Source organism: Miltoncostaea oceani (assembly GCF_018141545.1).
GTDB classification, from domain to species: domain Bacteria; phylum Actinomycetota; class Thermoleophilia; order Miltoncostaeales; family Miltoncostaeaceae; genus Miltoncostaea; species Miltoncostaea oceani.
Map to the genome: position 1 here is coordinate 3,484,688 of NZ_CP064356.1, position 22,622 is coordinate 3,507,309.

Consider the following 22,622-nt stretch of genomic DNA (forward strand, 5'->3'; position numbering starts at 1 on the left):
CGGCGCCCACCCGCCCCGGCGCGGCACTAGGCTTCGCGACATGGCGTCCGACCACCTCTCCTACCGCGACGCCGGGGTCGACCTCGACGCCGCCCGCCGCCACACCGCGGCCATCTCCGCGATGGTCGCGGGCGGCCAGACCGGGTTCGCCGCCGCCCACCCGATCCCGCCGGGCATGCGCGAGCCGATGCTCGTCACCTGCACCGACGGCATCGGCACCAAGCTGCTCCTCGCCCAGGAGCTGGGGCGCATCGGGGGGCTCGGCCAGGACCTCGTCGCGATGTGCGTCAACGACCTCGCCTGCACCGGCGCGCGGCCCCTCGTGTTCCTCGACTACCTCGCCGTCGGACGCCTCGACACCGATCAGGCGCGGGAGCTCGTCGCGTCGGTCGCCGACGCCTGCGCCGCGGTCGGGTGCGCCCTCGCGGGTGGCGAGACGGCGGAGATGCCGGGCCTCTACGCCCCCGGCCACTTCGACCTGGCGGGGTTCGCCTGCGGCGTCGTCGAGCGCTCCGAGATGCTCGGGGCGCACCGCGTGCAGGACGGGGACCTGATCGTCGGCATCCCGTCGTCGGGGATCCACTCGAACGGCTACTCCCTCGTGCGCGCCCTCGTCGCCGACGGGGCACTCGCCCCCGACCCCGACCTGCTGCTCGCGCCCACCCGGCTCTACGTGCGGGACGTCGCGGCGATGACCTCCGCGGGCCTCGCCGTGCGCGCCGCGGCCCACATCACCGGCGGCGGGCTCCCCGAGAACCTGCCGCGTGCCCTGCCCGAGGGCCTCGGCGCCGTCATCGACCCGGCGTCGTGGGAGCCGAACCCCGCGATGCGGGCGGTGCTCGACACCGGCCGGGTCTCGCCCGAGGACGCGTGGGACACGTTCAACATGGGCCTCGGCATGTGCGTCGTCGTCGACCCCGCCGACGCGGCCGCGGCCGCCGCCCTCGCCGACGGCGCCCGCGTCGTCGGGCGGGTCGCCCCCGGAAGGGGCGTCACCCGTGGCTGACCCCTACCGCATCGTCGTGCTCGCGTCGGGCAGCGGGTCGAACCTGCAGAGCCTGATCGACACCGTCCACGCGCCCGGCGGCACCGAGATCGTCCTCGTCGTCGGCTCCCGCGACGGCATCGTCGCGCTCGACCGCGCCACCGCCGCGGGGATCCCCGTCGCCGTCGTCACCCTGTCCGGGCGCGACCGGCAGGAGCGCGACGTCGAGCTCGCCCACGTCGTCGCCGAGGCACGTCCCGACCTCGTCGTCCTCGCGGGCTGGATGAGCATCCTCACCGGCGCGTTCCTCGACCGCTTCCCCGACCGGGTCGTGAACCTCCACCCCTCGCTGCTGCCGTCGTTCCCCGGGCTCCACGCGATCCGCCAGGCCCTCGACTGGGGCGTCCGCTGGACGGGGGTCACGGTGCACTACGCGGAGGAGGTCGTCGACGGCGGTCCGGCCATCCTGCAGGAGCCGGTACCCGTGTTGTACGGTGACGACGAAGAGGCGCTCACCGCGCGGATCCGCGAGGTGGAGCACCGTCTCGTGCCCGAGACGGTGCGCCTGTTCGCCGCCGGCAGGGTGCACCGCGATCCCACGGACCGGCGGAAGGTCCTGATCAGTCCCGTGGAGGTCGAGTGAGGGTCTCGCGTGCGCTCGTCTCGGTCTCGGACAAGACCGGGCTGGAGGACTTCGCCCGCGGTCTCGCCGACGCCGGCATCACCATCGTCTCGACCGGCGGGACCGCCGAGTCGCTGCGGTCATGGGGGATCGACGTCGTCGCCGTCGACGAGGTCACCGGCCACCCCGAGATCATGGGCGGGCGCGTCAAGACGCTCCACCCCCGCATCCACGGCGGCATCCTGGGGCGCGCCGGCCACGAGGGCGACGCCCGCGAGATGGCCGAGAACGGCATCGAGCCGATCGACCTCGTCGTCGTGAACCTCTACCCGTTCGAGGAGTGGGCGCGCCGGCGCGGCGTCTCCGACGACGAGCTGATCGAGCAGATCGACATCGGCGGGCCGACCCTCATCCGGGCGGCCGCGAAGAACCACTCCCGCGTCGGCGTGGTGACCTCGCCCGACCAGTACGCGGAGGTCCTCGGCGAGCTCGCCGCGGGCGACGGCGAGCTGTCCCCCGCGCTGCGGCGCCGCCTCGCCGGCGCCGCCTTCCTGCGCACCGCCTCCTACGACGCCGCGATCTCGTCGTGGTTCGCCGAGGCGGACGAGGACGAGGGGTTCCCCGCATCCCTCCTGATGGGCTTCGACAAGGCGATGGACCTCTCGTACGGGGAGAACCCGCACCAGCGCGGCGCGTACTACACCGAGCGCGGCGCCCGCACCCACCTCCTCGCCCGCGTCGAGCAGCTCCACGGCAAGGCCCTCTCGTTCAACAACCTGTTCGACCTGGACGCCGCCCGCGGCGTCCTCGCGGAGTTCGAGCTGCCGGCCTGCGTGATCGTGAAGCACAACAACCCGTGCGGCGTCGCCGTCGGCAGCGACGTGCGCACCGCCTACGAGCGGGCCCGCGACTGCGACCCCGTCTCCGCCTACGGCGGCGTGATCGCGGTGAACCGCCCCGTCGACCCGGAGCTCGGCGAGCTGCTCGCCGGGACGTTCGTGGAGGTGCTCTGCGCCCCCGGCTTCGACGAGGCGGCCCTCGCGTCCCTCACCCGCAAGCCGAACACCCGCCTCATGCTGAACGACGAGCGCCGCCGCACGAACGCCGGCGAGCGCGACCTGCGCCGGGTCGTCGGCGGCGTGCTGGTGCAGGACCGCGACGCCGAGAGCGAGGACCGGTCCGGCATGACCGTCGTCACCGACCGGGCGCCGACCGAGGCCGAGTGGGGGGACCTGCTGTTCGCGTGGCGGGTCGCCAAGCACGTCAAGAGCAACGCGATCGTGCTGGCGCGCGACCTCGTCACCGTCGGGGTCGGCGCCGGCCAGATGAGCCGCGTCGACTCGGTGCGCCTCTCCCTCGACAAGGCCCAGTCGCCCGTCGCGGGCGCCGTGCTCGCCAGCGACGCGTTCTTCCCGTTCGCCGACGGCCCCGAGGCCGCGGTGCGGGCGGGGGTCACCGCCATCATCCAGCCCGGTGGCTCCATCCGCGACGACGAGGTGTTCGCCGCCTGCGACGCCGCGGGCGTCGCGATGGTCGTCACCGGCCGACGCCACTTCCGCCACTGATGCCGGCCTGGGCCCTCACCGTCGACATCGACGCCCCGCCGGAGGCCGTCTGGCGGTTCATCGGCGACCCGACGACCGTCCCGCAGTGGTACCCCAAGTACGTGGCGTGCGAGGTCGACGGCGACCGCCGCACCCTCCGCACGGCGGAGGGCGCCGAGCTGCACGAACGCCTCCTCGAGCGTGACGACGACCGCCGCTTCTACTCGTACTCGGTGGTGTCCGGCGCCCCCGTCGCGTCGCACCTCGCCAGCTTCGAGGTGACCGCCGAGGGCACCGGCAGCCGCGTCCGCTGGGCCACCCAGGCCGAGCCGCTCGACCCGGCCGCCGACATCCGCGGCCGCCTCACGGCGAGCCAGACGGACGCCCTCGACCGGGTCAAGAGGATCGTGGAGGGCGGGACGGCCTAGCGGCCCCCGCCCCCGCCGGACCGGCACACCCGCGACGGGTCCCCCGGCCCCGGGTCGGGCCAGCGCCTACCCTGTGGCCATGCGCGTCCTCGCCGCCCTGCTGGTCGCCCTGGTCGCCGTGGTCGCGCCCGCCGCGGCCACGGCCGCGCCGCCCCCGGACCTCTCGCAGGACCCCCTCGACCGCGCCGCCCTCCTGACGCTGCCGAGCATCTACCGGGTGACGGTCACCTACGACGTCCCGGCGCTCGTCGCGGCCGACGGGACGCGCCTGCCCCTCGGGGCGAAGGCGCGGCGGATCGTGGAGAGCGGCACGGCGTTCGGCGTCTCCACCGGCGGGTGGCTCGCGACGGCCCGGCACGTCGTCGCCCCCGGCGACGACACCCTCGCCGCGATGGCGTACCGCAACCACCTCATCTACACCGGGCGGGCGCACTCCGACGCCGCGGTCGACGCCTACCTGGAGCGCACCGGCGCGCGACCGGCGGGCGCCCGGCGGGTGCGCGTCGACGTCACCCAGGCGGACGCCGGGGCCGGGGCGCGCGCCTCGCGGACCTGGCAGCCGGTGAGGATCGTGCCGAGCCCGACCGCCGACCTCGCGCTCGTGCGCGTCGTCGCCCGCGGCGCGCCCGCGCTGCCCCTCGACGAGTCGGCCAGCATCGGCACCCCCGTCATCTCGGTCGGCTTCGGGCGGGCGTCCGCCATCCACTCCGCCGGCGACGGCCTCGGCGAGCTGGAGCCGGCGATCCGCCGCGGCAGCCTGAGCCGCACCGGGACGCTCGAGGACGAGACGCCGGTGCGGCAGGCGATCGCGATCTCCGTCGCGGTGCAGGGCGGCGACTCCGGCGCCCCCGTCGTCGACGGGGAGGGCCGCGTCCGCGGGATCGTCATCCAGTCCACCCGCTCCGGCGGGATCGCGGAGCGGGCCACGGAGCTGCGCCAGCTCATGCAGACGGCGGGGGTCACGCCCACCACCGGACGGGCGGCCGCCGCCTTCCGGCAGGGGATGGAGGCCCTGTGGCGCCTCGACCCCGGCGCCGCGGAGGCCGCCTTCGACGCCACCCTGATCGCGTTCCCCGTTCACACCCTCGCCGCGACGGAGCGGACCCGCGCCGAGGAGCTCGCCGACGCCCGCATCCGGCTCGCCGGCGACCGCCGCCCCCAGGGGGTGCTGCTCGGCCTCGGCGTGCTCGCCGCCGTCATCGCCATGGGCTTCGCCGCCGCCCTCCTCGCGCCCCACGTCCCGCGCCGGGGTCCCTCCCCGCGCGGCCGTTAGGCTAGGACGGCCAGCCGGGGGGTCCGACCGCAGGGGGTGACGATGAGGATCGGCGTGCCGGCCGAGGTCAAGTCGGACGAGTACCGCGTCGCGCTCACCCCCGCCGGGGCCCTGGAGCTGACGCGACGCGGTCACGAGGTCGTGATCGAGCGGGGCGCGGGCGCCGGGTCGGGGATCCCCGACGGGGAGTTCACGCGCGTCGGAGCGACCATCGGCGACGCCGCCGACGCGTGGGGCTGCCGCCTGGTGCTGAAGGTGAAGGAGCCCCAGCCGGAGGAGTTCCGCTTCCTCCAGGACGACCAGATCCTCTTCACCTACCTCCACCTCGCGGCCAGCCCGGGCGTCGCCGACGCCCTCCGCCGCGCGGGGACGACCGGCATCGCCTACGAGACCGTCGAGGACGGCGCCGGGCGGCTGCCGCTGCTCGCCCCGATGAGCGAGATCGCCGGGCGGCTGGCGGTGCAGGCGGGCGCGCGGTACCTCGAGCGCCCCCTCGGCGGCCGCGGGGTGCTCCTCGGCGGCGTGGCAGGCGTGGCGCCGGGGTCGGTCGTGGTGATCGGCGCCGGCATCGTCGGCACGAACGCCGCCCTCGTGGCGATCGGCATGCAGGCCCACGTGACCGTCCTCGACACCGACCTCGACCGGCTCCGCGAGCTGGAGATGGTCCTCGGCGGCCGCGTGACGCTGCTCCACTCGACCCGCCTCGCGATCGAGGAGCTGCTGCCGACCGCCGACCTCGTCGTCGGCGCGGTGCTGCTGCCGGGGGCGCGGGCGCCGCGCGTGGTCACCCGCGACATGCTCGGGATGATGCGCCGCGGGGCGGTCGTCGTGGACGTGGCCGTCGACCAGGGCGGCTGCTTCGAGACGACGCGGCCGACGACGCACTCCGACCCCGTCTACCTCGTGGACGGGGTCCTGCACTACTGCGTGGCGAACATGCCGGGCGCCGTCCCCGTCACCTCGACGCGCGCCCTGAACAACGCCACCCTCCCGCACGTCACGTGGCTCGCCGACGAGGGCCTGACCGGCGCGCTCCGGGCGCACCCCGGGCTGCGGCCCGGCGTCAACGTGCGCGACGGCAAGATCGTCAACGCCGCGGTCGCGGAGGCGCTGGCGAGCTGACCGCGACCCTGGAGCTCCCGCCCCCGCAGGAGGGCCTCACCCAGCGCGAGGCCGAGCGCCGCCTGGCCGCCCGCGGGGAGGTCGAGGGGCCCGCGACCAGCCGCTCCTGGTCGAGCATCCTGCGGGCGAACCTGCTCACGGTCTTCAACGTGACGCTGGTGATCGCCGGCGTCGTCACCCTCGTCTTCGCCGACTGGCGGGACGCCGTCTTCCTCGCGATCCTCCTGCTGAACGCCGGGATCGGCATCGGGCAGGAGGCGCGCGCCAAGGCGAGCCTCGACCGGCTCGCCGCCCTCGTCGCCCCGCGGGCGACGGTGGTGCGCGACGGACGCCCCGTCGTCGTCGACGTGCCCCGGGTGGTCGTCGGCGACCTCGTCACCGTCGGCGCGGGCGACCAGGTCGTCGCCGACGGGCGCCTCGTGCGCAGCGACGGCCTCGGGGTGGACGAGTCGATCCTCACCGGTGAGGCGGAGCCCGTCGCCCGCGCCGCGGGCGACGAGGTGCGGGCCGGCTCGTTCGCCGCGGAGGGGTCGGGCGCCTACGTCGCGACCGCCGTCGGCGCGGACACCTACGCCGAGCGGCTCGTCGGCGAGGCGCGGGAGTTCCGGCACCCCCGGTCGCCGCTGGAGCGGGCGCTCGACCGGCTCATCCTGATCCTCGGCGTCTCGATGATCCCGCTGGGGCTGCTGCTCGCGTGGTCGCTGATCGAGCAGGACGTCGCGTTCCGGGAGTCCGTCGCCACCGCCGTCGCCGCCGTCGTCACGCTCGTCCCCGAGGGGCTGGTGCTGCTCGTCGGCGTGACGTACGCCGTCGCGACCCTGCGGATGACCCGCCGCGGCGCCCTCGCCCAGCAGCTCAACGCCGTCGAGTCGCTCGCCTCCGTCGACGTCATCTGCCTCGACAAGACCGGCACCCTCACCGAGGAGGGCCTCCGGGTCGAGGCGGTCGTCGCCGCGCCCGGCGTCGACGACGGCGAGCTGTCGACCCTGCTCGGGCGACTCGCCGCGAGCGCGCCCGACCGCAACGCGACCCTCGACGCCGTCGGGCACGGCATCCCCGGGGTCGCCGAGCCGGTGGAGGCGGCCGTCCCGTTCGCGTCGCGGCGCCGGTGGAGCGGCCTGCGCATCGGCGGCCGGACCATCGTCATGGGGGCCCCGGAGCACTTCACGCTCCCCGACGGCCTCGCCGCGCGGGCCGGCGACGAGGCGGCCGCCGGCCGGCGCGTGCTCGCCGTCGCGACGGGGGACGTCCCCCTCGCGCTGCCCGACCCCGACGCGCCGCCGCCCGCCGGGCTGACCCCGATCGGCATCGTCGTGCTCGCCGAGGAGCTCCGCCCCGACACCCGCGAGACGATCGCCTTCCTCCGCGAGGACGGCATCGACCTTAAGGTGATCTCCGGTGACGCCCCCGCCACCGTCGCGGCGATCGCCGCCGACGCCGGCGTCCCCGTGCTCGGCGACCCGGTGGACGGGCGCGACCTGCCGCCCGGCGACGCCGAGCTGCGCGAGCTCGTGGCGTCGCGGAGCGTGATCGGCCGCATCTCCCCCGACGGCAAGAAGCGGGTCGTGGAGGCGCTCGCCGCCCAGGGCCGGCACGTCGTGATGGTCGGCGACGGCGTCAACGACGTCCCGGCCCTGAAGGCGGCGCGGCTCGCGATCGCCCAGGGCAGCGGCTCGCAGATGGCCCGCGGCATCGCCGACCTCGTGCTCGTGCGCGACGGGTTCGCGTCGGTGCCGCCGATGATCCGCGAGGGGCGCAAGGTGATGCGCAACCTGCAGCGCGTCGCGAAGCTCTTCGTGGCGAAGTCCGTGCTCGCCGCGTTCCTCATCCTCACCGTCGGCCTGTCGTCCGAGAGCTACCCGTTCCTGCCGCGGCACCTGACCCTCGCGTCGTTCTTCACCATCGGCGTCCCCGCCTTCGTGCTGGCGCTCGCGCCGAGCACGGGGCCGTGGCGGCCCGCCGGGTTCCTCCGCGACCTCGCCCGCTTCGCGATCCCCGCCGGGACCGCCATCGGGCTCGGCGTCGTCGCGAGCTTCCTCATGTCGCTCAACCTGATCGACATGGACCCCGTGCGCGCCCGCACCGTCGCGACGACGGTCCTCGTGACGACGGGGCTCTACCTCGTGGTGGTGCTGGAGAGCGGAAGCCGCGCGCGGGGCTGGTCGGTCACGGCGCTCTGCGTCGGGCTGCTCGCCCTCTACCTGGTGGTGCTGACGCTGCCCGGGTGGCGGGACTTCTTCGAGGTGGCCTCCCCCGACCCCGCCATCCTGCTCTGCGCCGCCGCCGGGTCCGCGCTGGCCATGGGGGGCCTCGCGCTCACCGACGAGCGGTTCATCCCCCGGTTGCCCCTCCCGGAGGGGTGGCGTCGCCCGACCGCCGGCCGGCGATGAACGAGACGACCAGCAGCAGCCCGATCAGCACGAACGCGCTGAGGGCCCCGACGGGGATCGTCACGTAGCCGAACTCGTCGATCCACCGCGTCGAGCAGGGGATCCCGGCGCGGCAGGTGGCGCTCTCCTTGTCCGGGTTCACCTCGATGTAGATGTGGTAGATCGAGATCGCCGCCCCGACCACGGGGAAGACCGCCGCGTAGAGCGACACCCGCCGGTCCTTCAGGAGGGCGCCGACCAGCAGGATCACCACGAGCGGGTACATGCAGATCCGCTGGTACCAGCAGTACTGGCACGGCGGGTAGTCGGCGATCTCCGAGAAGTAGAGGCTCCCGGCCGTCGCGACCGCCGCGACGACCCACGCCGCCCACACCGCCTGGCGGGCGACCCCCTCCCACGAGGAGACGAGGGCCGCCCGGGCGCGCGGGCTGACGGCGGCCGCGACGATCGCGACCGCCAGCAGCACCGCGGCGACCTGGGCCAGGATCGCCAGCGCGGCGAGGGTGGTGTTGACCGTGTCCGTCACCGGAGGCGGGGACCGCCCGTCGTCACGATGCGGCCGGCCCGACCGCGGCGATGGCCTCCTCGAACTCCGACAGGTTCCCGGCGCCCTCGATGGTGCGCTCGCCCCGCGGCCCCGTGACCACGAAGGTCGGGGTCGCGTTCACGTCGTCCTCGTTCGCCGCGTCGCGCCGCTCGAAGAACGCGGTGGCGACGTCGTCGCCGGCGTAGTCGGCGCGCCACTTCTCGACGTCGAGGCCGAGGCCCGCGACGATCTCCTCCATCAGGCTGTCCGTGAGCCAGTCCTCCGTCTCGGGGCCCTGGTTGGCGTACAGCACCTCGAGGAACGGCCACATCGCGTCCTGCATCGCGGCGGCCTCGGCGCCCAGGGCGCCGCGCTCCGAGCTCGCGTTGATGAACGCGATCGGGCGGAACGAGAGCTTCGCGTCACCGGGCTTCACCACGGCGTCGATCAGCTCCGGGACGATGGTCTCGCTCGCCGACTTGCAGGCCGGGCAGGACGTGTCGCCGTACTCGATGATCTCGACCGGCGCGTCCGGCTCGCCGAGGGTGTTCCCCGACTGCGGGATGCCCGCGAACAGGGCCTTCGCGTCGTCGATGCCCTGGACGCCGTCGGAGCCCTCGTCGTCGCCCCCGAGCAGGCTGACGCCCACCAGCACGGCCACCACCACGACGGCGGCGGCGATCACGCCCATGATGATTCGCTTGTTCACAGGTCCGGCCTCTCTCTCACGGATCCACCCCAGGACGCGGGCCGGGTCGAGGCCGGCCCCGGGCGACGATAGCGCGCCGCCGCCGCGAGGGCGCGTCCGGTCGTCTCACTACAGTCAGCCGATGGACCCGGTCCTCCCGACGCCGCAGGTGCTCGTCGCCGACCCCTCGTACGGGGCCGGCCTCGATCCGGCCGAATCCGAGACCGCCGCCGTCGACGTCACGGTGGAGGGCGTCCCGTGGCGCCCGATCACCCCCGGGGGCGGCGAGGGAGGGGAGCTGGCGTTCATCGACGGCGCCCAGCAGATCGAGGCCTGGCTGACGGTCACGACGCCCGGCGACCCGCGCGCCCTGCCCGGCGCGGCGTTCGCCGTCGCCGCCGGCGCCGTCATCACCGCCCGCGGGCGCACCGCCGACATCGTCGGGCTCCGCGTGCGCCGCGCGGTCGTGACGGTCGGCGACCGGCGGCTGCACCTGGCGCCGGTCGGCGGCTACGCGTGGGAGTCGCGCTGCGAGGCGGCGCAGGAGGCCACCGGCCTCGCCCGGCGCGTCGGCGAGGTGCGCCAGCAGCTCGAGCTCGCCCTCGCGGAGGAGATCGCCCACCGCGACCGGCTCGTCGTGCTCGACGGGCGCCTCTCGTTCATCCGCGACGCCGCCGGCCCCGTCGTCGGCGCGATCAAGAGCCACCACCGCATGTACCTCCCCCCCGAGGAGGCGCGCGTCGTCGTCGGCCTCGGCGTCGGCCAGCGCACCCCCCTCTTCGCGATCGGCGAGGACCGCCTCTCCTGGTACCAGCGCCTCCCCGGCGTCGGCGACCACGGCTGGGCCGGGATCCTCCGCGGCGAGGTCGCCCGCTCCCTCGGCGCCCAGGAGGCCCGGCACCTCGCCGACCGCGCCGCGCGGGAGCTGCCGTACTTCGCGGGGCGGCCCCACCGCGACCCCCGCGCACCGCAGAACCTGGCGCCCGTCGCGGGCCTCGAGGCCCGCCTGCGCCACCGCATGGGCGACCGCCGCCTCGCGCTGCGGGCCGTGCGCCGGGCCGCCGCGGCCGCGCGCCTCGACGACGCGACCCGCGTGGGCGTCGCCGTCGCCGAGCCCGATCCGCTCGCGGCATGAGCGCGCAGGAGCACACCGAGAGCGGCGTCGGGGTCGTCCTCGGCCACCAGGCCGCGAGCAGCCAGACCTTCGAGGTCGGCGTGATGGACCGCCAGTCCCTGCAGGTCGACGACCTCGTCGCGGTCACGACCCCCGACCCGGTGGAGGAGGTCGTCACCTACGGCGTCGTCACCGAGTCGCACGCGCTGCACGAGGGCGCCACGCTCCCCTCCGACTCGATGGTCATCGCCGCCGGCCAGATGCCGGGCGAGCTGGTGCGGACCGCCGAGATCCAGGTGATGCGCGTCGAGCCCGAGCGCTGGGTCGCGCCCCACCCGGGGCTGACGGTGCGCCGCGCCCGCGGGGCCGAGCGCGAGCGCGCCCTCTACGAGGACACGATGGAGCGCAAGCTCGCCATCGGGATGGGCCGCGACGGCGAGCCCGTCCACCTCGACCTCGACTTCCTGGACGGCACGAAGGGCGGCCACGTCTCGATCTCGGGCATCAGCGGCGTCGCGACGAAGACGAGCACCGCCCTCGCGCTGATCCGCCTGCTGCTCGCCCACCCGGACATGAGGCGCCGGGTGCGGGTGCTGCTGTTCAACGTGAAGGGCGAGGACCTCCTCTTCCTCGACCACCCGAACCGCAAATACGCCGAGGCCACGGACCGGGCGGGGCTGGACGACCGCTGGCGGCGCCTCGGCCTGGAGGACCCCGCGGGGTTCCCCGACGTCGCGTTCTGGGCGCCCCCCCGCGCCGGCGACCACCGCTACCCGAGCAGCGAGTCGCGGCACGAGGGCGTGAAGGTCTTCGGCTGGACCCCCCACCGCTTCGTGCTGGAGGGGCTGCTGCGGTTCTGCTTCGCCGACGCGTCGGACATGCGCAGCCAGCTCTCGTTCGTCGAGGAGCGGGTGCGCGGCGAGCTGCTGCGGCGCGCCGTGCCGGTGCTCGACCACCCCGGCGCCCTCGGGCTGCTGGGCGGGCCGGCCGACGGAGCCCCCGAGCGCCGCCCCCCGCGGCCGGTGAGCGAGCTCGCGGCCGGCCCCTTCCACGACCTGCAGGGCCTCGTCGACTTCCTCGTCGAGGAGCTGGAGGCCGACGAGGGCGGCGGGTCGTGGACGGGGCGCGCCGCCACCGGCACCGTCAGCGCGTTCGTCCGCCGGCTGGAGAGCGCCGCCGGCCGGCTGCGCGGCCTGATCCGCTCCGATGCGTCCCCGATCCCGCGCGGCGCCGCCGCCGAGGACGAGCCCCCCGTCGCCGTCGTGCACCTGGCCCGGCTGCACGACTTCGCGCAGCGCTTCGTGGTCGGCACCCTCCTCGCGCAGACGTTCGCCGCGAAGGAGGCCGGCACCCGCGACCCGATCGAGTTCGTCGTGCTCGACGAGCTCAACAAGTACGCGCCGCGCGAGGGCGACTCGCCGATCAAGGACACCCTCATCGACATCGCCCAGCGCGGCCGGTCCCTCGGCGTGATCCTGATCGGCGCCCAGCAGCAGGCGTCCCTGGTGGCGTCCGAGATCACCCAGAACGCCGCGATCCGCATCGCCGGCCGCCTCGACGCCGCCGAGGCCGAGCGCAGCGAGTACGGCTGGCTCGGGCCCGCCCAGCGCGCGCGGGCGCGGCTGCTGATGCAGGGGCGGGTGCTCGTCAGCCAGCCGAGCGTCCCCGTGCCGATCGCGGTGGAGATCCCGTTCCCGCCGTGGGCGACGACCTCCGGCGAGGTGTCGAGGGCTGCCGGGGCCGCCGCCGCGATCGCGGAGTTCGGGTAGGGGTGAAGCTCCTCCACACGGGCGACTGGCACCTCGGCAAGCGCCTGTACGGGACCGAGCGGATGGACGAGGCCGAGGCCGCCCTCGCCGAGATCGCCGGGATCGCGGAGCGCGAGGAGGTCGATGCGGTCATCGTCGCCGGTGACCTGCTCGACCGGCGGGTCGTCGACCCGGCCGCCTTCGGCGCGTGCCTGCGCGCCCTCGGGCGGCTCGCGGAGGTCGCGCCCGTCCTGGCCGTCGCCGGCAACCACGACGACCCCGACCTCTGGATCCACCTCGCCCCGCACCTGGCGCGGTCGGGCATCCACGTCGCCGGCCGGGTGCGCGCCCCCGCCGACGCCGTCGTCACCGTCGACACGGCCGCGGGGCCGTTGCACGCCGGCCTGCTGCCGTGGCCAGACCCGGCACGCATGGCGCTCGACGCCGGCAGCAGCGTGAAGGACGCCCGCGGCCGGTACGCCGACGGCGTCGCCGGGCTGGTCGACGCCTACGCCGCAGAGCTCCGGGCCCGGCGCGCCGCGGACGGCGGCGCCTGCGTACTGGTGGGCCACCTCATGATCGAGCGCGCCCTCGCCGGCGGCGGCGAGCGCGAGCTGACGATGAGCCTCACCTACGTCGTGTCGTCGGCGGCCCTGCCGGCGGACCTCGACTACATCGCCCTCGGGCACGTCCACCGCCCCCAGACGGTGCCGGGCCTGAGCGCCCCGGGGCGCTACGCGGGCAGCCCCATCGCGCTCGACTTCAGCGAGGACAACCACGGCAAGAGCGTCGTCATCGCAGACATCGTGGGCGACACGACGCGCTCGCGGGAGGTCCCCGTCACGGCGGGGGCGCCGCTCGTGCGCCTGCGCGGCCCCCTCGACGAGCTGGCCGCGCTCGCGTCGGCCCACCCGGGCGCGTGGTTCGCGTGCGAGGTCGACCTGGACGCGCCGGTCCTCGACCTGGTGCGGCAGGTGCGCGACCTCGTCCCACGGGCCCTCCGGGTGGAGCCCCGGTACGCCGTGCCCGACGACGACGCCGACCCCCGCCCCGGGGACGGCGGCGGGGACGGCGAGGGGGGGCCGGACCTCGGCGACCTCTACGCCGAGTGGCACCGCATGATGGGGCGGCGCCTCAGCGACGCCCAGGCCGCGGCGTTCGCGGCGGCGGTCGAGGACGGCGCCGGGGCCGACGACGACGGGGACCCGTCCTGAGGCCCCTCCAGCTCGACCTCACCGCGTTCCGCTCGTACGACCACGCCTCCGTCGACCTGCGCCCCCACGACCTCGTGGTCATCACGGGCGACACCGGGGCGGGCAAGACCTCCCTGCTCGACGCCGTCGCCTTCGCGCTGTTCGGGCGCACCCCCGAGCAGACGAAGGTGAAGGAGCTGCTGACCCTCGGCCGGGACCACGGCGAGGTCCGGCTCACGTTCCTGTCCCGCGACGAGGTGTGGCGGGTGACCCGGCGGTACGGGAGGGACGCCCCCGAGCCGGCGCACCTGCTGGAGCGGCTCGCGGGGGACGGCGGGGCCACGGTCGAGACGATCGGGGGCGACGAGGCCGTCGCCGCGCGCCTGCGGACCGTCGTCGGCATGAGCTTCGAGGCGTTCACGAGCGCCGTGCTGCTGGCCCAGGGGCGCTTCGCCCGCTTCCTCGGGGCCGCGCCCCGGGAACGCGACGCGATCCTGCGGGAGCTGTTCGGCGTGGCGTCCCTGGAGGGCGCCCGGCAGGCGGCGCAGCGCCACGCGGCCGCCGCGACCGCCGAGGCCGACCTCCGCGCCGCCGATGCCGCCGGGCTCACGGCCGGGACCTGGGCCGGGCGGGCGGCCGCCGCACGGGCGGCACGAGCGGCGTCCGCGGCCCACGCCGTCGCCGCGGCGCTCGGACCGCTCGCCGCCGCCGAGGCCCGCCACGCGGCCGCCGCGGCGACGGCCCGCGACCGTGCCGCGGCGGCGCGGCGGGCCGCCGACGACCTGCCGGGCGAGGACGCCGCCCGCGAGCTGATCGGGCGGCTGCGGGGGGCCCGCGAGGGCGCCGTGTCCGCCGAGGCGGCGCGGTCGCCGCCGCCGACGACCTCGCCGTCCGCGCACGGGCGCGCGACGAGGCCCGGGCACGCCACGGCGGGGGGCGCCGAGCTCGCCGCGCTGCGGGAACGGGCGGCGCGGGCGGCGCTGCTCGCCGCCGAGCTGCCGCAGCGGGCCCGCCGCCCTCGACGACGCCGACGCCGCCCTCACCGCGCGACGCGCCGCCCTCGAGGGGCTGCGCACGACGCTCGCGGAGGCCGTCGCGGCGCACGAGGCCGCGGCGGCGACGGCGCGGGCGCTCGGGGCGTGGGCCGCCGCGGAGCGGGGCGCCGCCGACGCGCTCGCCGCCCGCGAGGCCGCGGCACGCGACGAGGCGCGGCCGCCGCCGCGCACGCGGCGGCGGCGGAGGCGGCAGAGAGGCGGGAGGCGGCGCACGAGGCCGTCCGGCGCCACGACCTCGCGGTCACGGTGATGGCCGGCCTCGCGCCGGGCGACCCCTGCCCCGTGTGCGGCGGCGTCGTCGGGGAGCACCCGCCCGAGGTCGCGGGCCTGCGGGCCGGCGACGACGACCTCGCCCGGGCACGCACGGCGCTCGCCCGCGCGGGCGCCGCCGAGGGGGCCGCACGGGAACGCGCCCGCGCCGCGCGGAGGCCGCGGACGCGGCCGTCGCACGGCGCGACGAGGTCGCGGCGGACCTGGAGCGGGCCGGCATCGACCCCGGCGGGGAGCCGGAGGACGCGACGGCGGTCGCGCGGCGGGCGGCGGCGATCGAGGCCGCCCGCGCGGGGATCGTGCAGGAGGAGCGCGCCATCGACGCCGAGGGGGGACGGGTCGCGGCCGAACGGGAGCGGCTGGAGCGCGACCGCGACGACCTGGGATCCGCCCGTGCGGCGCTCGGGCCGTGGGGGGCGCACGCCGACCCGGCGGCGGCCCTCGGCGCGGCGATGGAGGAGGTCGGCGCGGCCGAGGCCGCCGCCGACGCCGCCGCCGGTGCCGCCGCCGCGGCCGCGGCGCGCGCGGCGCAGGCCAGGCCCAGGCCACCGCGATCGAGGCGGCCCCCGTCGCGTCGCTCCGGGCGACCGCCGCGCGTGTCGCCGCCCAGGGCAGCCTCGCGGCGCCCGCCGACGGCCTGCCGGCGGAGGAGCTCGTCGACGCCGCCCGGGCGCTGCGGGCCGAGGCCCTCGCCGCCGCGGGACGCCACGCCGCCGCCGCGGCGGAGGCCGAGGACCGGACCGTCGCCGCAGGGAGGCCCTCGCCGCCGCGGGGCGCCCCTCGGGGTCGCCGCCGCCGCGGACCTCCCGGCGCCCTCGGCCTGGAGCGCGCGCGCGACGCCGCCCGCGGGCCCTGCGCGACGCCGAGGGCGCGGCCGCCGAGGCGCGGCGGCTGCGCGCCCTGGCGGCCGCGGCCCGGGAGGCGGCGCGGGTGCACCAGCAGGTCGCGGCCGACCTGCGGGCCAACGGCTTCCCGCGGTTCCTGCTCGGGCGCTTCCGCGAGCGCCTGGCGGTGGGGGCCTCCACGCGGCTGCAGGAGCTGAGCAGCGGCCACTACCGCTTCGCCGGCGTCGAGCCCGACCCCCTCGCCGTCGTCGACCGGCGCCGTGGCGAGCGGACGCGACCCGCCGGGAGCCTCTCGGGGGGCGAGCGCTTCCTCGCCAGCCTCGCCCTCGCGCTCGGCCTCGGCGACATCGCGGCCGAGTCCGGCGGGCGCCTCGACTGCCTGTTCCTCGACGAGGGGTTCTCGACGCTCGACGCCGAATCGCTCGAGCAGGCGCTGGCCGGCGTGGAGCGCCTCGCCGGCGACGGGAGGCTGATCGGCGTGATCACACACCTGCCGGGTGTCGCGGACCGACTGGGCGCCGAGATACGAGTTGAGAAGGATCCGGGGGGTGTGAGTAGAATCGCCGGAACATGAGTCCCTCCGTCCGCCGCGGATTCACCTGGGCCGTCCTCGTCGCGGCGAGCCTGGTCGTGCTCGGCGTGTTCCTGCAGGTCTACTTCATCGCCTCGTACATCTTCGGGGCCGGTGAGGACGCCCTCGACGCGCACAAGGACCTGGGCGGGCTCGTCCACCTCTTCGAGGTCCTCGCCCTCCTCGCCGCCATCGGCGCGTACTGGAAGGCCTGGAAGGGCCTGATCCTCCCGGCCGCCCTCGCCGTGATCGGCACGGTGCAGCTCGGCTTCGCGGACGGCGACGAGTGGGTCGGCGGTCTCCACGGCCTGCTGGCGCTCGTCGTGCTGATCCTCGCCCACGCGGTCGTGATGCGGTGCGTGCGCGACCTCGGGCTCGGGCGCCACGGCGGCGCCACCCCGCACTAGCCGCAGGCCCCTCCCCCCGCACCCACCGTCCGGGTCGCCCCGGACGCCGCCTCGGGGGCGACACCGACGCACCGCCGGGGACGCGGCCGGAGACTGGTCGCTCACCCGACTGGAGGGAGGACGCCATGCCACCGGAGATCGTCCGATGGGATCCGTTCCGGGACGTGATGAGTCTGCGGTCCGACATCGACCGCCTGATGGGGACGCTCGCGGGCAACGCGCCGCGCTCGTCGCTGCCCGCGCGCTGGGCCCCGTCGGCGGACGTCATCGAGCGCGAGGACGAGATCGTCGTCACCGCCGAGCTGCCGGGGGTGGCCGACAAGGACGTGGAGGTCACCGTCGACGAGGGCGTGCTCCGCATCTCCGGGGCACGCGAGCTGACGGAGGAGGTCGACGACGAGCGCTTCCACCGGATCGAGCGCTCGTACGGCGGGTTCGAGCGGACGTTCCCGCTGCCCGCCGGGGTCGACCCGGACTCCATCAGGGCGGGGATCGCCTACGGGGTGCTGAAGGTCACCATCCCGAAGCCCGCGGCGCCCACCCCGCGGCGCATCGCCGTGAACCCCGCGGGGGACTGAGGGCGGGGGACGGGGACGGCGGCTCCGGGCCGCCGTCCCCGCCCGCACCTACGCGGGGACCTCCCGGCCGGCGCCGCCGGCGCGCTCGAGGCGCATGACCTCGTCCTCGCGTTCGACGACACCCGCCTCGTCGAGCGCCGTCGCCCGCGCCGCGCTGTGGGCGTAGAGCTCCGCCGCGGCGGCGTCGTCGAACTCGATGACGGCGACGAAGCGCGCCGGGTCGGCCTCCGACGCGAGCAGGCGGTGGGCACGGGCCCCGTGCGCGGCGCGCGTCGCGGCGAAGGCGTCGTAGACCGTGCGGAAGCGCCCCGGGTCGGCGACCCGGTAACGCGCGAGCAGGACGCTCATGTTCCCTCCTCGTCGTGGTGGTCCACGACCACCCTCCCCCGCCGGGGGCGCCGGGGGATCGGGGACGGCCCGCGCCGGGCTACGGCGACCCCGCAGCGGCGCCCGGGCGTCGCTCCCGCGCGGCGAGCGGGCCGAGCACCCACCACCCGACGAGCGGGCAGAGGGCGGCGAGGCCGAAGGCGGCGGGCCAGGAGAGCAGCCCGACGGCGCCACCGAACAGCGGCGGGGCGAGCGCCACCGCCACGAAGAGGATCGTGTTCTGCAGGCCGAGGGCGGTGCCGACGCGGCCGGCGCCCGCCATCTCCGCCGCGGCCGCGAACGACACCCCGTTGCCGGCCATCGTCAGCACGCCCGCGACCACCAGCGCGGCGGCGGCGAGGCCGTCGGGGCCGCCGAGCACCGCGGCGGCGAGCCCGAGCGTGGCGGCGCCCGACGCCGCGAGCAGGCGCAGGGGGCCGAGGCGGCTGCCGACGCGGTCGGACCAGGCGCCCGCCGCGACCCGTGCGACGGCGCCGCCCACCTGGACCACCGCGAGCGTGAGGGCCGCGGCGCCCACCGACCAGCCGCGCTCCTCGTGGAGGTAGAGGGCGAGGAAGCTCAGCAGCGAGATCTGCGCGAGCACCACGCTCGCCGTGCCGAGCGACAACCGCCAGATCGCGGGGTCCCGCAGCGGACCGGCGGTGGGCGGCGGGTCGTCGACGGCCGCCGCGGGCGCATCGGGGCGCCGCAGGCCGAGCCCTGCGGCGAGGGCGCCCACCAGGCACGCGCCCGCCAGGGCGAGGAGGGCGGCCGACAGCCCGCCCGCGTGGACGGCGAGCGGGAGCAGGGCCGCGGCCACCGCGCCCCCGAGCGGCGTGGACATGTGACGCAGGCCGAGGGCGAAGCCCCGCTGCCGGGGGCCGAACCACGCCACGACGGCCCGGCCGCTCGCCGCGTTCGCGCTCGAGCCGAAGGCCCCCGCGAGCACGAGGCACGCCCCCAGCCCGACCGCGGTGTCGCTGAGCGACGCGAGGGCGAGCGCCCCCGCCGCACCGCTCAGGCCGATGCCGATGACGGCGCGCTCGCCGATGCGGTCGGCGAGCGCCCCCCACGCCAGGAGGGTCGCGATGATGCCGACGGTGGACGCGGCCAGCAGGGCGCCGGTCGCCGCGAGGGACAACCCGTACTCGTCGCGGATCTCGGGGGCGACGGCGGGGAGCCCGAGCTGGACGGCGGAGATGCCGGCCTGCGCCGTCATGCCGACCGCCAGCACCGCCCAGCGGTACCGCGAGGCGGGGGCGGCCAGGCTCAGCCGGTCACCCCTCGGCGGCCCGGCCGCCCAGGTGGCGCGCGAGGAAGCGCTCGATGGCGCCGTAGGCGTCCATCCGGTTCTCGGGCTTCACGAACCCGTGGCCCTCGTCGTCCTTGACCATGTACTCGACCTCGACGCCGCGGGCGCGCAGGGCCGCGACGATCTGGTCGGACTCGGCCTGGGTGACGCGGGGGTCGTTGGCCCCCTGGATGACGAGGAGCGGGGCGACGATGTCGTCGACCCGGTTGAGGGGGGAGCGGGCCTCGAGGTCGGCGAGCTGCTCCGGGTCGTCGGGGTCGCCGACGTACCGGAACCAGGTGCTCGCGAGGAGCGGCCGCCAGTACGGCGGGAACGACCGGACGAGCGTCACGAGGCTCGACGGGCCGACGACGCTCACCACCGCCGCGAAGACGTCGGGGGTGAAGGTCGCGCCGACGAGGGCCGCGTACCCGCCGTAGGAGCCGCCGTAGATGCCGACGCGGGAGCGGTCGGCGATGCCCTCGCCGACGAGCCACTCGACGGCGTCGATGAGGTCGTCGTGCATCCGCCCGGCGAACTCGCGCTCGGCGGCGTGCATGAACGCCTTGCCGAAGCCGGTGGAGCCCCGGTAGTTGACCTGCAGTACGGCGTAGCCGCGGTTCGCGAGGAGCTGGGCCTGGGGGTCGTACCCCCAGGCGTCGCGGGCCCACGGGCCACCGTGGACCACCAGCACCGCCGGCAGGTCGCGGGGCTCCGCGTCGAGCGGCAGCGTCAGGTACGAGTGGAGGCGCAGGCCGTCGCGCGAGGTGATGGTGACGGGCCGCATCGGCGCGAGCGTCGCGGGGTCGAGCCACGGCCGGGACCGGAACAGCAGCTCCGACTCGCCGGTGTCGCGGCGGTACAGGAAGGTCGCGCCGGGGTCGCGGTCGTCGTCGAAGGAGACGACCCACATCGTCTCCTCCGCGTCCTGGCCGGAGATGCGGGGGTCGCCGGGGTGCAGGGCCCGGACGCGCTCCCAGTCGCGGGCGAGGCGCTCGTCGAAGGCGTGCATCACCACGCGGTCGCGCAGGTAGACCGCGCCGAGCAGCTCGCCGGTGCGGTCGCTGATGATCGGGCCGGAGAGGTCGACCTCCTCGTCCGCGTCGATCTCGCGCTCCGAGCCGTCGGCGGGGTCGAGCTCGACGAGGCGCAGCAGGTCGCTGCCGCGGGCGCTCCCCACCCACAGGCGGGTGCCGTCCGGGGTGAACGCGAAGGGGTGGCCGCCGTCCTCGTTGGCGTACTCGGCGACGACCCGGAACTCCCCGGCCTCGTCGTCGCGCACCAGCAGCTCGTGGTCGCCGGCGGGCGTCTGCGCCCAGGCCGCGCGCACCCGGCCCTCGCGGTCGGCGAGCCAGCCGATGACGTTGCCCGGGTTGCGCCCGACCAGCTCGAGCCGTCCGGTCGCGAGGGTCAGCCGGTACGCGTCGAACAGCGCCCGGTCGCGCAGGTTCATCGACACGAGGACGTGGCGGGGCGTGGCCCGCGGCGCCCCGATCAGGCCGGCGCGGACCCCCGGGTACGGGGTCAGGTCGCGGGCGCGCCCCGCGCCGGTCGCGTCGACCGCGTGGAGGTGGGTGTTCTCGTCGCCGCCGGTGTCCTGCAGGTAGAGGATCCGGGTGGCGTCGCGCGACCACAGGTAGGACCGCACGCCCCGGTCGCGGTCGTCGGTCACCGGCACGGCGTCGCCCCCGTCGATGTCCCGCACCCAGACGTTCAGCACGCCGTCGCGGGGGGCGACCCACGACAGGCGGCGCCCGTCCGGGGAGGGCCGCGCGAGGGCCCGCTCCGGGTTGTCGAAGAGGTGGCGGAGCGGGATCAGGGGTGTCGTCATCGCCCGGCATGGTGGCACGTCGGCGGGGCCGGGCGCCGGGGCGCCGCTGGTAGTCTCGCGCCCGTGAGAGCCGGGACGCGCCGATGAGGGAGCTGATCGGCCGCGTGGTCGGCGGCTACCGGATCGACTCGGAGCTCGGCCGCGGTGGACAGGCGGTCGTGTACCGCGCCACGCAGCTCTCGCTGCAGCGCACCGTCGCCCTCAAGGTGGTCGCCGGGCAGCTCTCCGCGGACGCCAGCTTCCTCGAGCGCTTCACCCGCGAGGGCATCGCCGCCGCCAGCCTCGACCACCCCCACATCATCCCCGTGTTCGAGGCCGGCGAGGACGACGGGATCGCCTACCTCGCGATGAAGTACGTGGACGGCCCGTCGTTCGACGCGGTCATCCGGCGCTCGCCCGGCATCGAGGCGCGGCGGACGCTCGCGATCCTGCGCCAGGTCGCGGAGGCGCTCGACTACGTCGCCGAGCGCGGGATGGTGCACCGCGACGTGAAGCCCGCGAACGTCCTGCTCGGACCCGGTGACCACGCGTACCTCTCCGACTTCGGCCTGATCAAGGCGATCAGCGCGAGCCGCCTCACCGGGACCGGCGTCTGGATGGGCACCCTCGAGTACGTCGCGCCGGAGCAGATCCGCGGCTCCGACGTGACGCCGGCGGCCGACCGCTACGCCCTCGCCGCCGTCGCGTTCGAGGCGCTCACCGGATCGGCGGTGTTCGCGCGCGAGGACCGCGCCGCGACCCTCTACGCCCACATCAGCGAGCCCCCGCCGTCCGCCTCGGAGCGCCTCCCCGCCCTCGGCCCCTCCGTCGATGCGGTGCTCGCCCGCGGCCTGGCGAAGTCGGCCGACGACCGCTACCCGACGGCGGTGGCCTTCGTGACGGCGCTGGAGACGGCGATCGCCGCGACCCCGGGGGCCGGCGACGCCGTGCCCGGCCGCGACGCGCCGGTCGTCGCCGGCCCGACCATCGCGGGGGACGCCGTCCCGCCGCCGCCTCCCCCGCCGCCGACGACACCCCCGACGGCGCCGCCGGCGCCCGTCCCGCCGCCACCACCGCCGCCGCCCTCCGACCCACCCGCCACGCCGGACCCCCCGCCTCCCCCGCCACCGGTGTCGGACCCGGTCGGCGACGGCCCGGGCGGAGCCCCCCGCTGGCGCGTCCCCGCGATCGTCGGCGCGGTCGTCGCGGCGGTCCTCGTGGTCATCGGGGTCGTCGCCCTGACCTCGGGGGGCGGCGGCACCCGCACCGTCACCACCTTCGTCGGGGCGTCCACCTCGGCCCCCGCCACGGAGACGACGGCGGCGGGGCCGGTCCCGATCGGCGCCGTCCTGCCGGCCGCGGTCGACGGCTGGCAGCTCGCCGGCACGGATCGCGAGGTGCTCGGCGTGGAGCTCGCGGGACGCGGCGAGGTCGAGGTGGCCGAAGCGACCCGGGCCGGTGAGTACGCCCTGCTGGTGGGGCTGGCGCCCGACGGGGAGGACGGCCGGGTCGCGGCGGAGCGCCTCCGCACGGAGATCGCCGGCAGCCCGGACGGCACCGTGCCCCTGACGGGGATGGCGTCGGAGGGGTCGGTGCAGACCAGCGGGGGCGCGAGCGTCGTGTCGTTCGCCGACGACCGCCGCGCGGTGCTCGTGTTCGCCGGCGACCGGCAGGTCGCCGTCGATCTCGCAACCGCCGCGAGCACGGCCCTCGCCCCCTGAACGGCGCCCCGCGGACGCGCGGTTGTGCCGCGCGCTCCCGTCCATCTATGATCTGCGGCTGATCCGGGTACCCGC

General features: G+C 76.7%; 19 protein-coding genes. 14 read left to right on the forward strand and 5 right to left on the reverse strand.

Features of this window, described 5'->3' with window-relative positions:
- Positions 1-40 precede the first annotated feature (40 nt).
- The 7 genes from purM to IU369_RS17775 all read left to right on the forward strand — a co-directional run bounded on the left by purM (position 41) and on the right by IU369_RS17775 (position 8,364).
- A complete protein-coding gene (gene purM / locus IU369_RS17745; RefSeq protein WP_217922313.1) occupies positions 41-1,006 on the forward strand; it encodes a phosphoribosylformylglycinamidine cyclo-ligase in 966 nt (321 codons plus the stop codon).
- Positions 999-1,628: a phosphoribosylglycinamide formyltransferase gene (gene purN, locus IU369_RS17750; protein WP_217922314.1), complete on the forward strand. Its 630-nt coding sequence runs from the start codon at positions 999-1,001 to the stop codon at positions 1,626-1,628. Before purM ends, purN begins: the two co-directional genes overlap by 8 nt.
- Positions 1,625-3,172 (forward strand): bifunctional phosphoribosylaminoimidazolecarboxamide formyltransferase/IMP cyclohydrolase, encoded by a 1,548-nt coding sequence (gene purH, locus IU369_RS17755; protein WP_217922315.1) that lies wholly within the window; start codon positions 1,625-1,627, stop codon positions 3,170-3,172. The genes purN and purH overlap by 4 nt, the downstream gene beginning before the upstream one ends.
- Positions 3,172-3,579, forward strand: coding sequence for an SRPBCC family protein (locus IU369_RS17760; RefSeq protein ID WP_217922316.1), 408 nt, complete (start codon positions 3,172-3,174; stop codon positions 3,577-3,579). The genes purH and IU369_RS17760 overlap by 1 nt, the downstream gene beginning before the upstream one ends.
- Before the next feature lie 79 nt (positions 3,580-3,658).
- Positions 3,659-4,852, forward strand: a complete 1,194-nt coding sequence (locus tag IU369_RS17765) for a S1 family peptidase (protein WP_217922317.1) — start codon at positions 3,659-3,661, stop codon at positions 4,850-4,852.
- 42 nt (positions 4,853-4,894) lie between these two features.
- Positions 4,895-5,974 (forward strand): alanine dehydrogenase, encoded by a 1,080-nt coding sequence (ald, locus tag IU369_RS17770; protein WP_343233177.1) that lies wholly within the window; start codon positions 4,895-4,897, stop codon positions 5,972-5,974.
- Between the two features lie 149 nt (positions 5,975-6,123).
- Positions 6,124-8,364, forward strand: a complete 2,241-nt coding sequence (locus IU369_RS17775; protein ID WP_217922319.1) for an HAD-IC family P-type ATPase — start codon at positions 6,124-6,126, stop codon at positions 8,362-8,364.
- Here the strand turns inward: IU369_RS17775 and IU369_RS17780 are convergent.
- The gene (locus tag IU369_RS17780) at positions 8,306-8,890 is read right to left on the reverse strand and encodes a disulfide oxidoreductase (protein ID WP_217922320.1); all 585 of its coding nucleotides are present in this window, start codon (positions 8,888-8,890) and stop codon (positions 8,306-8,308) included. The two genes, IU369_RS17775 and IU369_RS17780, sit on opposite strands and share 59 nt — an antisense overlap.
- 22 nt (positions 8,891-8,912) lie before the next feature.
- A complete protein-coding gene (locus IU369_RS17785; protein ID WP_217922321.1) occupies positions 8,913-9,599 on the reverse strand; it encodes a DsbA family protein in 687 nt (228 codons plus the stop codon).
- 121 nt (positions 9,600-9,720) lie between these two features.
- On the opposite strand from IU369_RS17785, the gene IU369_RS17790 reads away from it, so the two are divergent.
- From IU369_RS17790 to IU369_RS17815, 6 genes are all read left to right on the forward strand, one after another.
- Positions 9,721-10,713 carry a hypothetical protein gene (locus IU369_RS17790; protein ID WP_217922322.1) on the forward strand — a complete coding sequence of 331 codons (993 nt, stop codon included), beginning with the start codon at positions 9,721-9,723 and terminating at the stop codon, positions 10,711-10,713.
- Entirely contained in the window at positions 10,710-12,461 is a 1,752-nt protein-coding gene (locus IU369_RS17795; RefSeq protein WP_217922323.1) for an ATP-binding protein, read from the forward strand. The genes IU369_RS17790 and IU369_RS17795 overlap by 4 nt, the downstream gene beginning before the upstream one ends.
- 2 nt (positions 12,462-12,463) lie before the next feature.
- Positions 12,464-13,654 (forward strand): exonuclease SbcCD subunit D, encoded by a 1,191-nt coding sequence (locus IU369_RS17800; protein WP_217922324.1) that lies wholly within the window; start codon positions 12,464-12,466, stop codon positions 13,652-13,654.
- On the forward strand, positions 13,549-16,377 hold the full coding sequence (locus IU369_RS23680) for an AAA family ATPase (protein ID WP_217922325.1): 2,829 nt from the start codon (positions 13,549-13,551) through the stop codon (positions 16,375-16,377). The genes IU369_RS17800 and IU369_RS23680 overlap by 106 nt, the downstream gene beginning before the upstream one ends.
- Positions 16,374-16,781 carry a hypothetical protein gene (locus IU369_RS17810; protein ID WP_217922326.1) on the forward strand — a complete coding sequence of 136 codons (408 nt, stop codon included), beginning with the start codon at positions 16,374-16,376 and terminating at the stop codon, positions 16,779-16,781. Before IU369_RS23680 ends, IU369_RS17810 begins: the two co-directional genes overlap by 4 nt.
- A gap of 125 nt (positions 16,782-16,906) precedes the next feature.
- On the forward strand, positions 16,907-17,359 hold the full coding sequence (locus IU369_RS17815; RefSeq protein ID WP_217922327.1) for an Hsp20/alpha crystallin family protein: 453 nt from the start codon (positions 16,907-16,909) through the stop codon (positions 17,357-17,359).
- Positions 17,360-17,407: 48 nt separating this feature from the next.
- Here the strand turns inward: IU369_RS17815 and IU369_RS17820 are convergent, their stop codons facing one another.
- The 3 genes from IU369_RS17820 to IU369_RS17830 form a co-directional block, all read right to left on the reverse strand.
- Positions 17,408-17,707, reverse strand: coding sequence for a hypothetical protein (locus IU369_RS17820; protein ID WP_217922328.1), 300 nt, complete (start codon positions 17,705-17,707; stop codon positions 17,408-17,410).
- A gap of 79 nt (positions 17,708-17,786) precedes the next feature.
- The gene (locus tag IU369_RS17825; protein WP_217922329.1) at positions 17,787-18,959 is read right to left on the reverse strand and encodes an MFS transporter; all 1,173 of its coding nucleotides are present in this window, start codon (positions 18,957-18,959) and stop codon (positions 17,787-17,789) included.
- Between the two features lie 43 nt (positions 18,960-19,002).
- The gene (locus IU369_RS17830; protein WP_217922330.1) at positions 19,003-20,847 is read right to left on the reverse strand and encodes a S9 family peptidase; all 1,845 of its coding nucleotides are present in this window, start codon (positions 20,845-20,847) and stop codon (positions 19,003-19,005) included.
- Positions 20,848-20,930: 83 nt separating this feature from the next.
- Here IU369_RS17830 and IU369_RS17835 point away from each other — a divergent pair, with 83 nt between their 5' ends.
- Positions 20,931-22,547, forward strand: a complete 1,617-nt coding sequence (locus IU369_RS17835) for a serine/threonine-protein kinase (protein ID WP_217922331.1) — start codon at positions 20,931-20,933, stop codon at positions 22,545-22,547.
- Positions 22,548-22,622 lie beyond the last annotated feature (75 nt).

Coding starts and splice junctions, on each gene's coding strand:
- IU369_RS17795 (WP_217922323.1), top strand. CDS start 10,710: ATGAGCGCGCAGGAGCACACCGAGAGCGGCGTCGGGGTCGTCCTCGGC.
- ald (WP_343233177.1), top strand. CDS start 4,895: ATGAGGATCGGCGTGCCGGCCGAGGTCAAGTCGGACGAGTACCGCGTC.
- IU369_RS17835 (WP_217922331.1), top strand. CDS start 20,931: ATGAGGGAGCTGATCGGCCGCGTGGTCGGCGGCTACCGGATCGACTCG.
- purM (WP_217922313.1), top strand. CDS start 41: ATGGCGTCCGACCACCTCTCCTACCGCGACGCCGGGGTCGACCTCGAC.
- IU369_RS17815 (WP_217922327.1), top strand. CDS start 16,907: ATGCCACCGGAGATCGTCCGATGGGATCCGTTCCGGGACGTGATGAGT.
- IU369_RS17765 (WP_217922317.1), top strand. CDS start 3,659: ATGCGCGTCCTCGCCGCCCTGCTGGTCGCCCTGGTCGCCGTGGTCGCG.
- IU369_RS17820 (WP_217922328.1), bottom strand. CDS start 17,707: ATGAGCGTCCTGCTCGCGCGTTACCGGGTCGCCGACCCGGGGCGCTTC.
- IU369_RS17830 (WP_217922330.1), bottom strand. CDS start 20,847: ATGACGACACCCCTGATCCCGCTCCGCCACCTCTTCGACAACCCGGAG.
- IU369_RS17760 (WP_217922316.1), top strand. CDS start 3,172: ATGCCGGCCTGGGCCCTCACCGTCGACATCGACGCCCCGCCGGAGGCC.
- IU369_RS17790 (WP_217922322.1), top strand. CDS start 9,721: ATGGACCCGGTCCTCCCGACGCCGCAGGTGCTCGTCGCCGACCCCTCG.
- IU369_RS17810 (WP_217922326.1), top strand. CDS start 16,374: ATGAGTCCCTCCGTCCGCCGCGGATTCACCTGGGCCGTCCTCGTCGCG.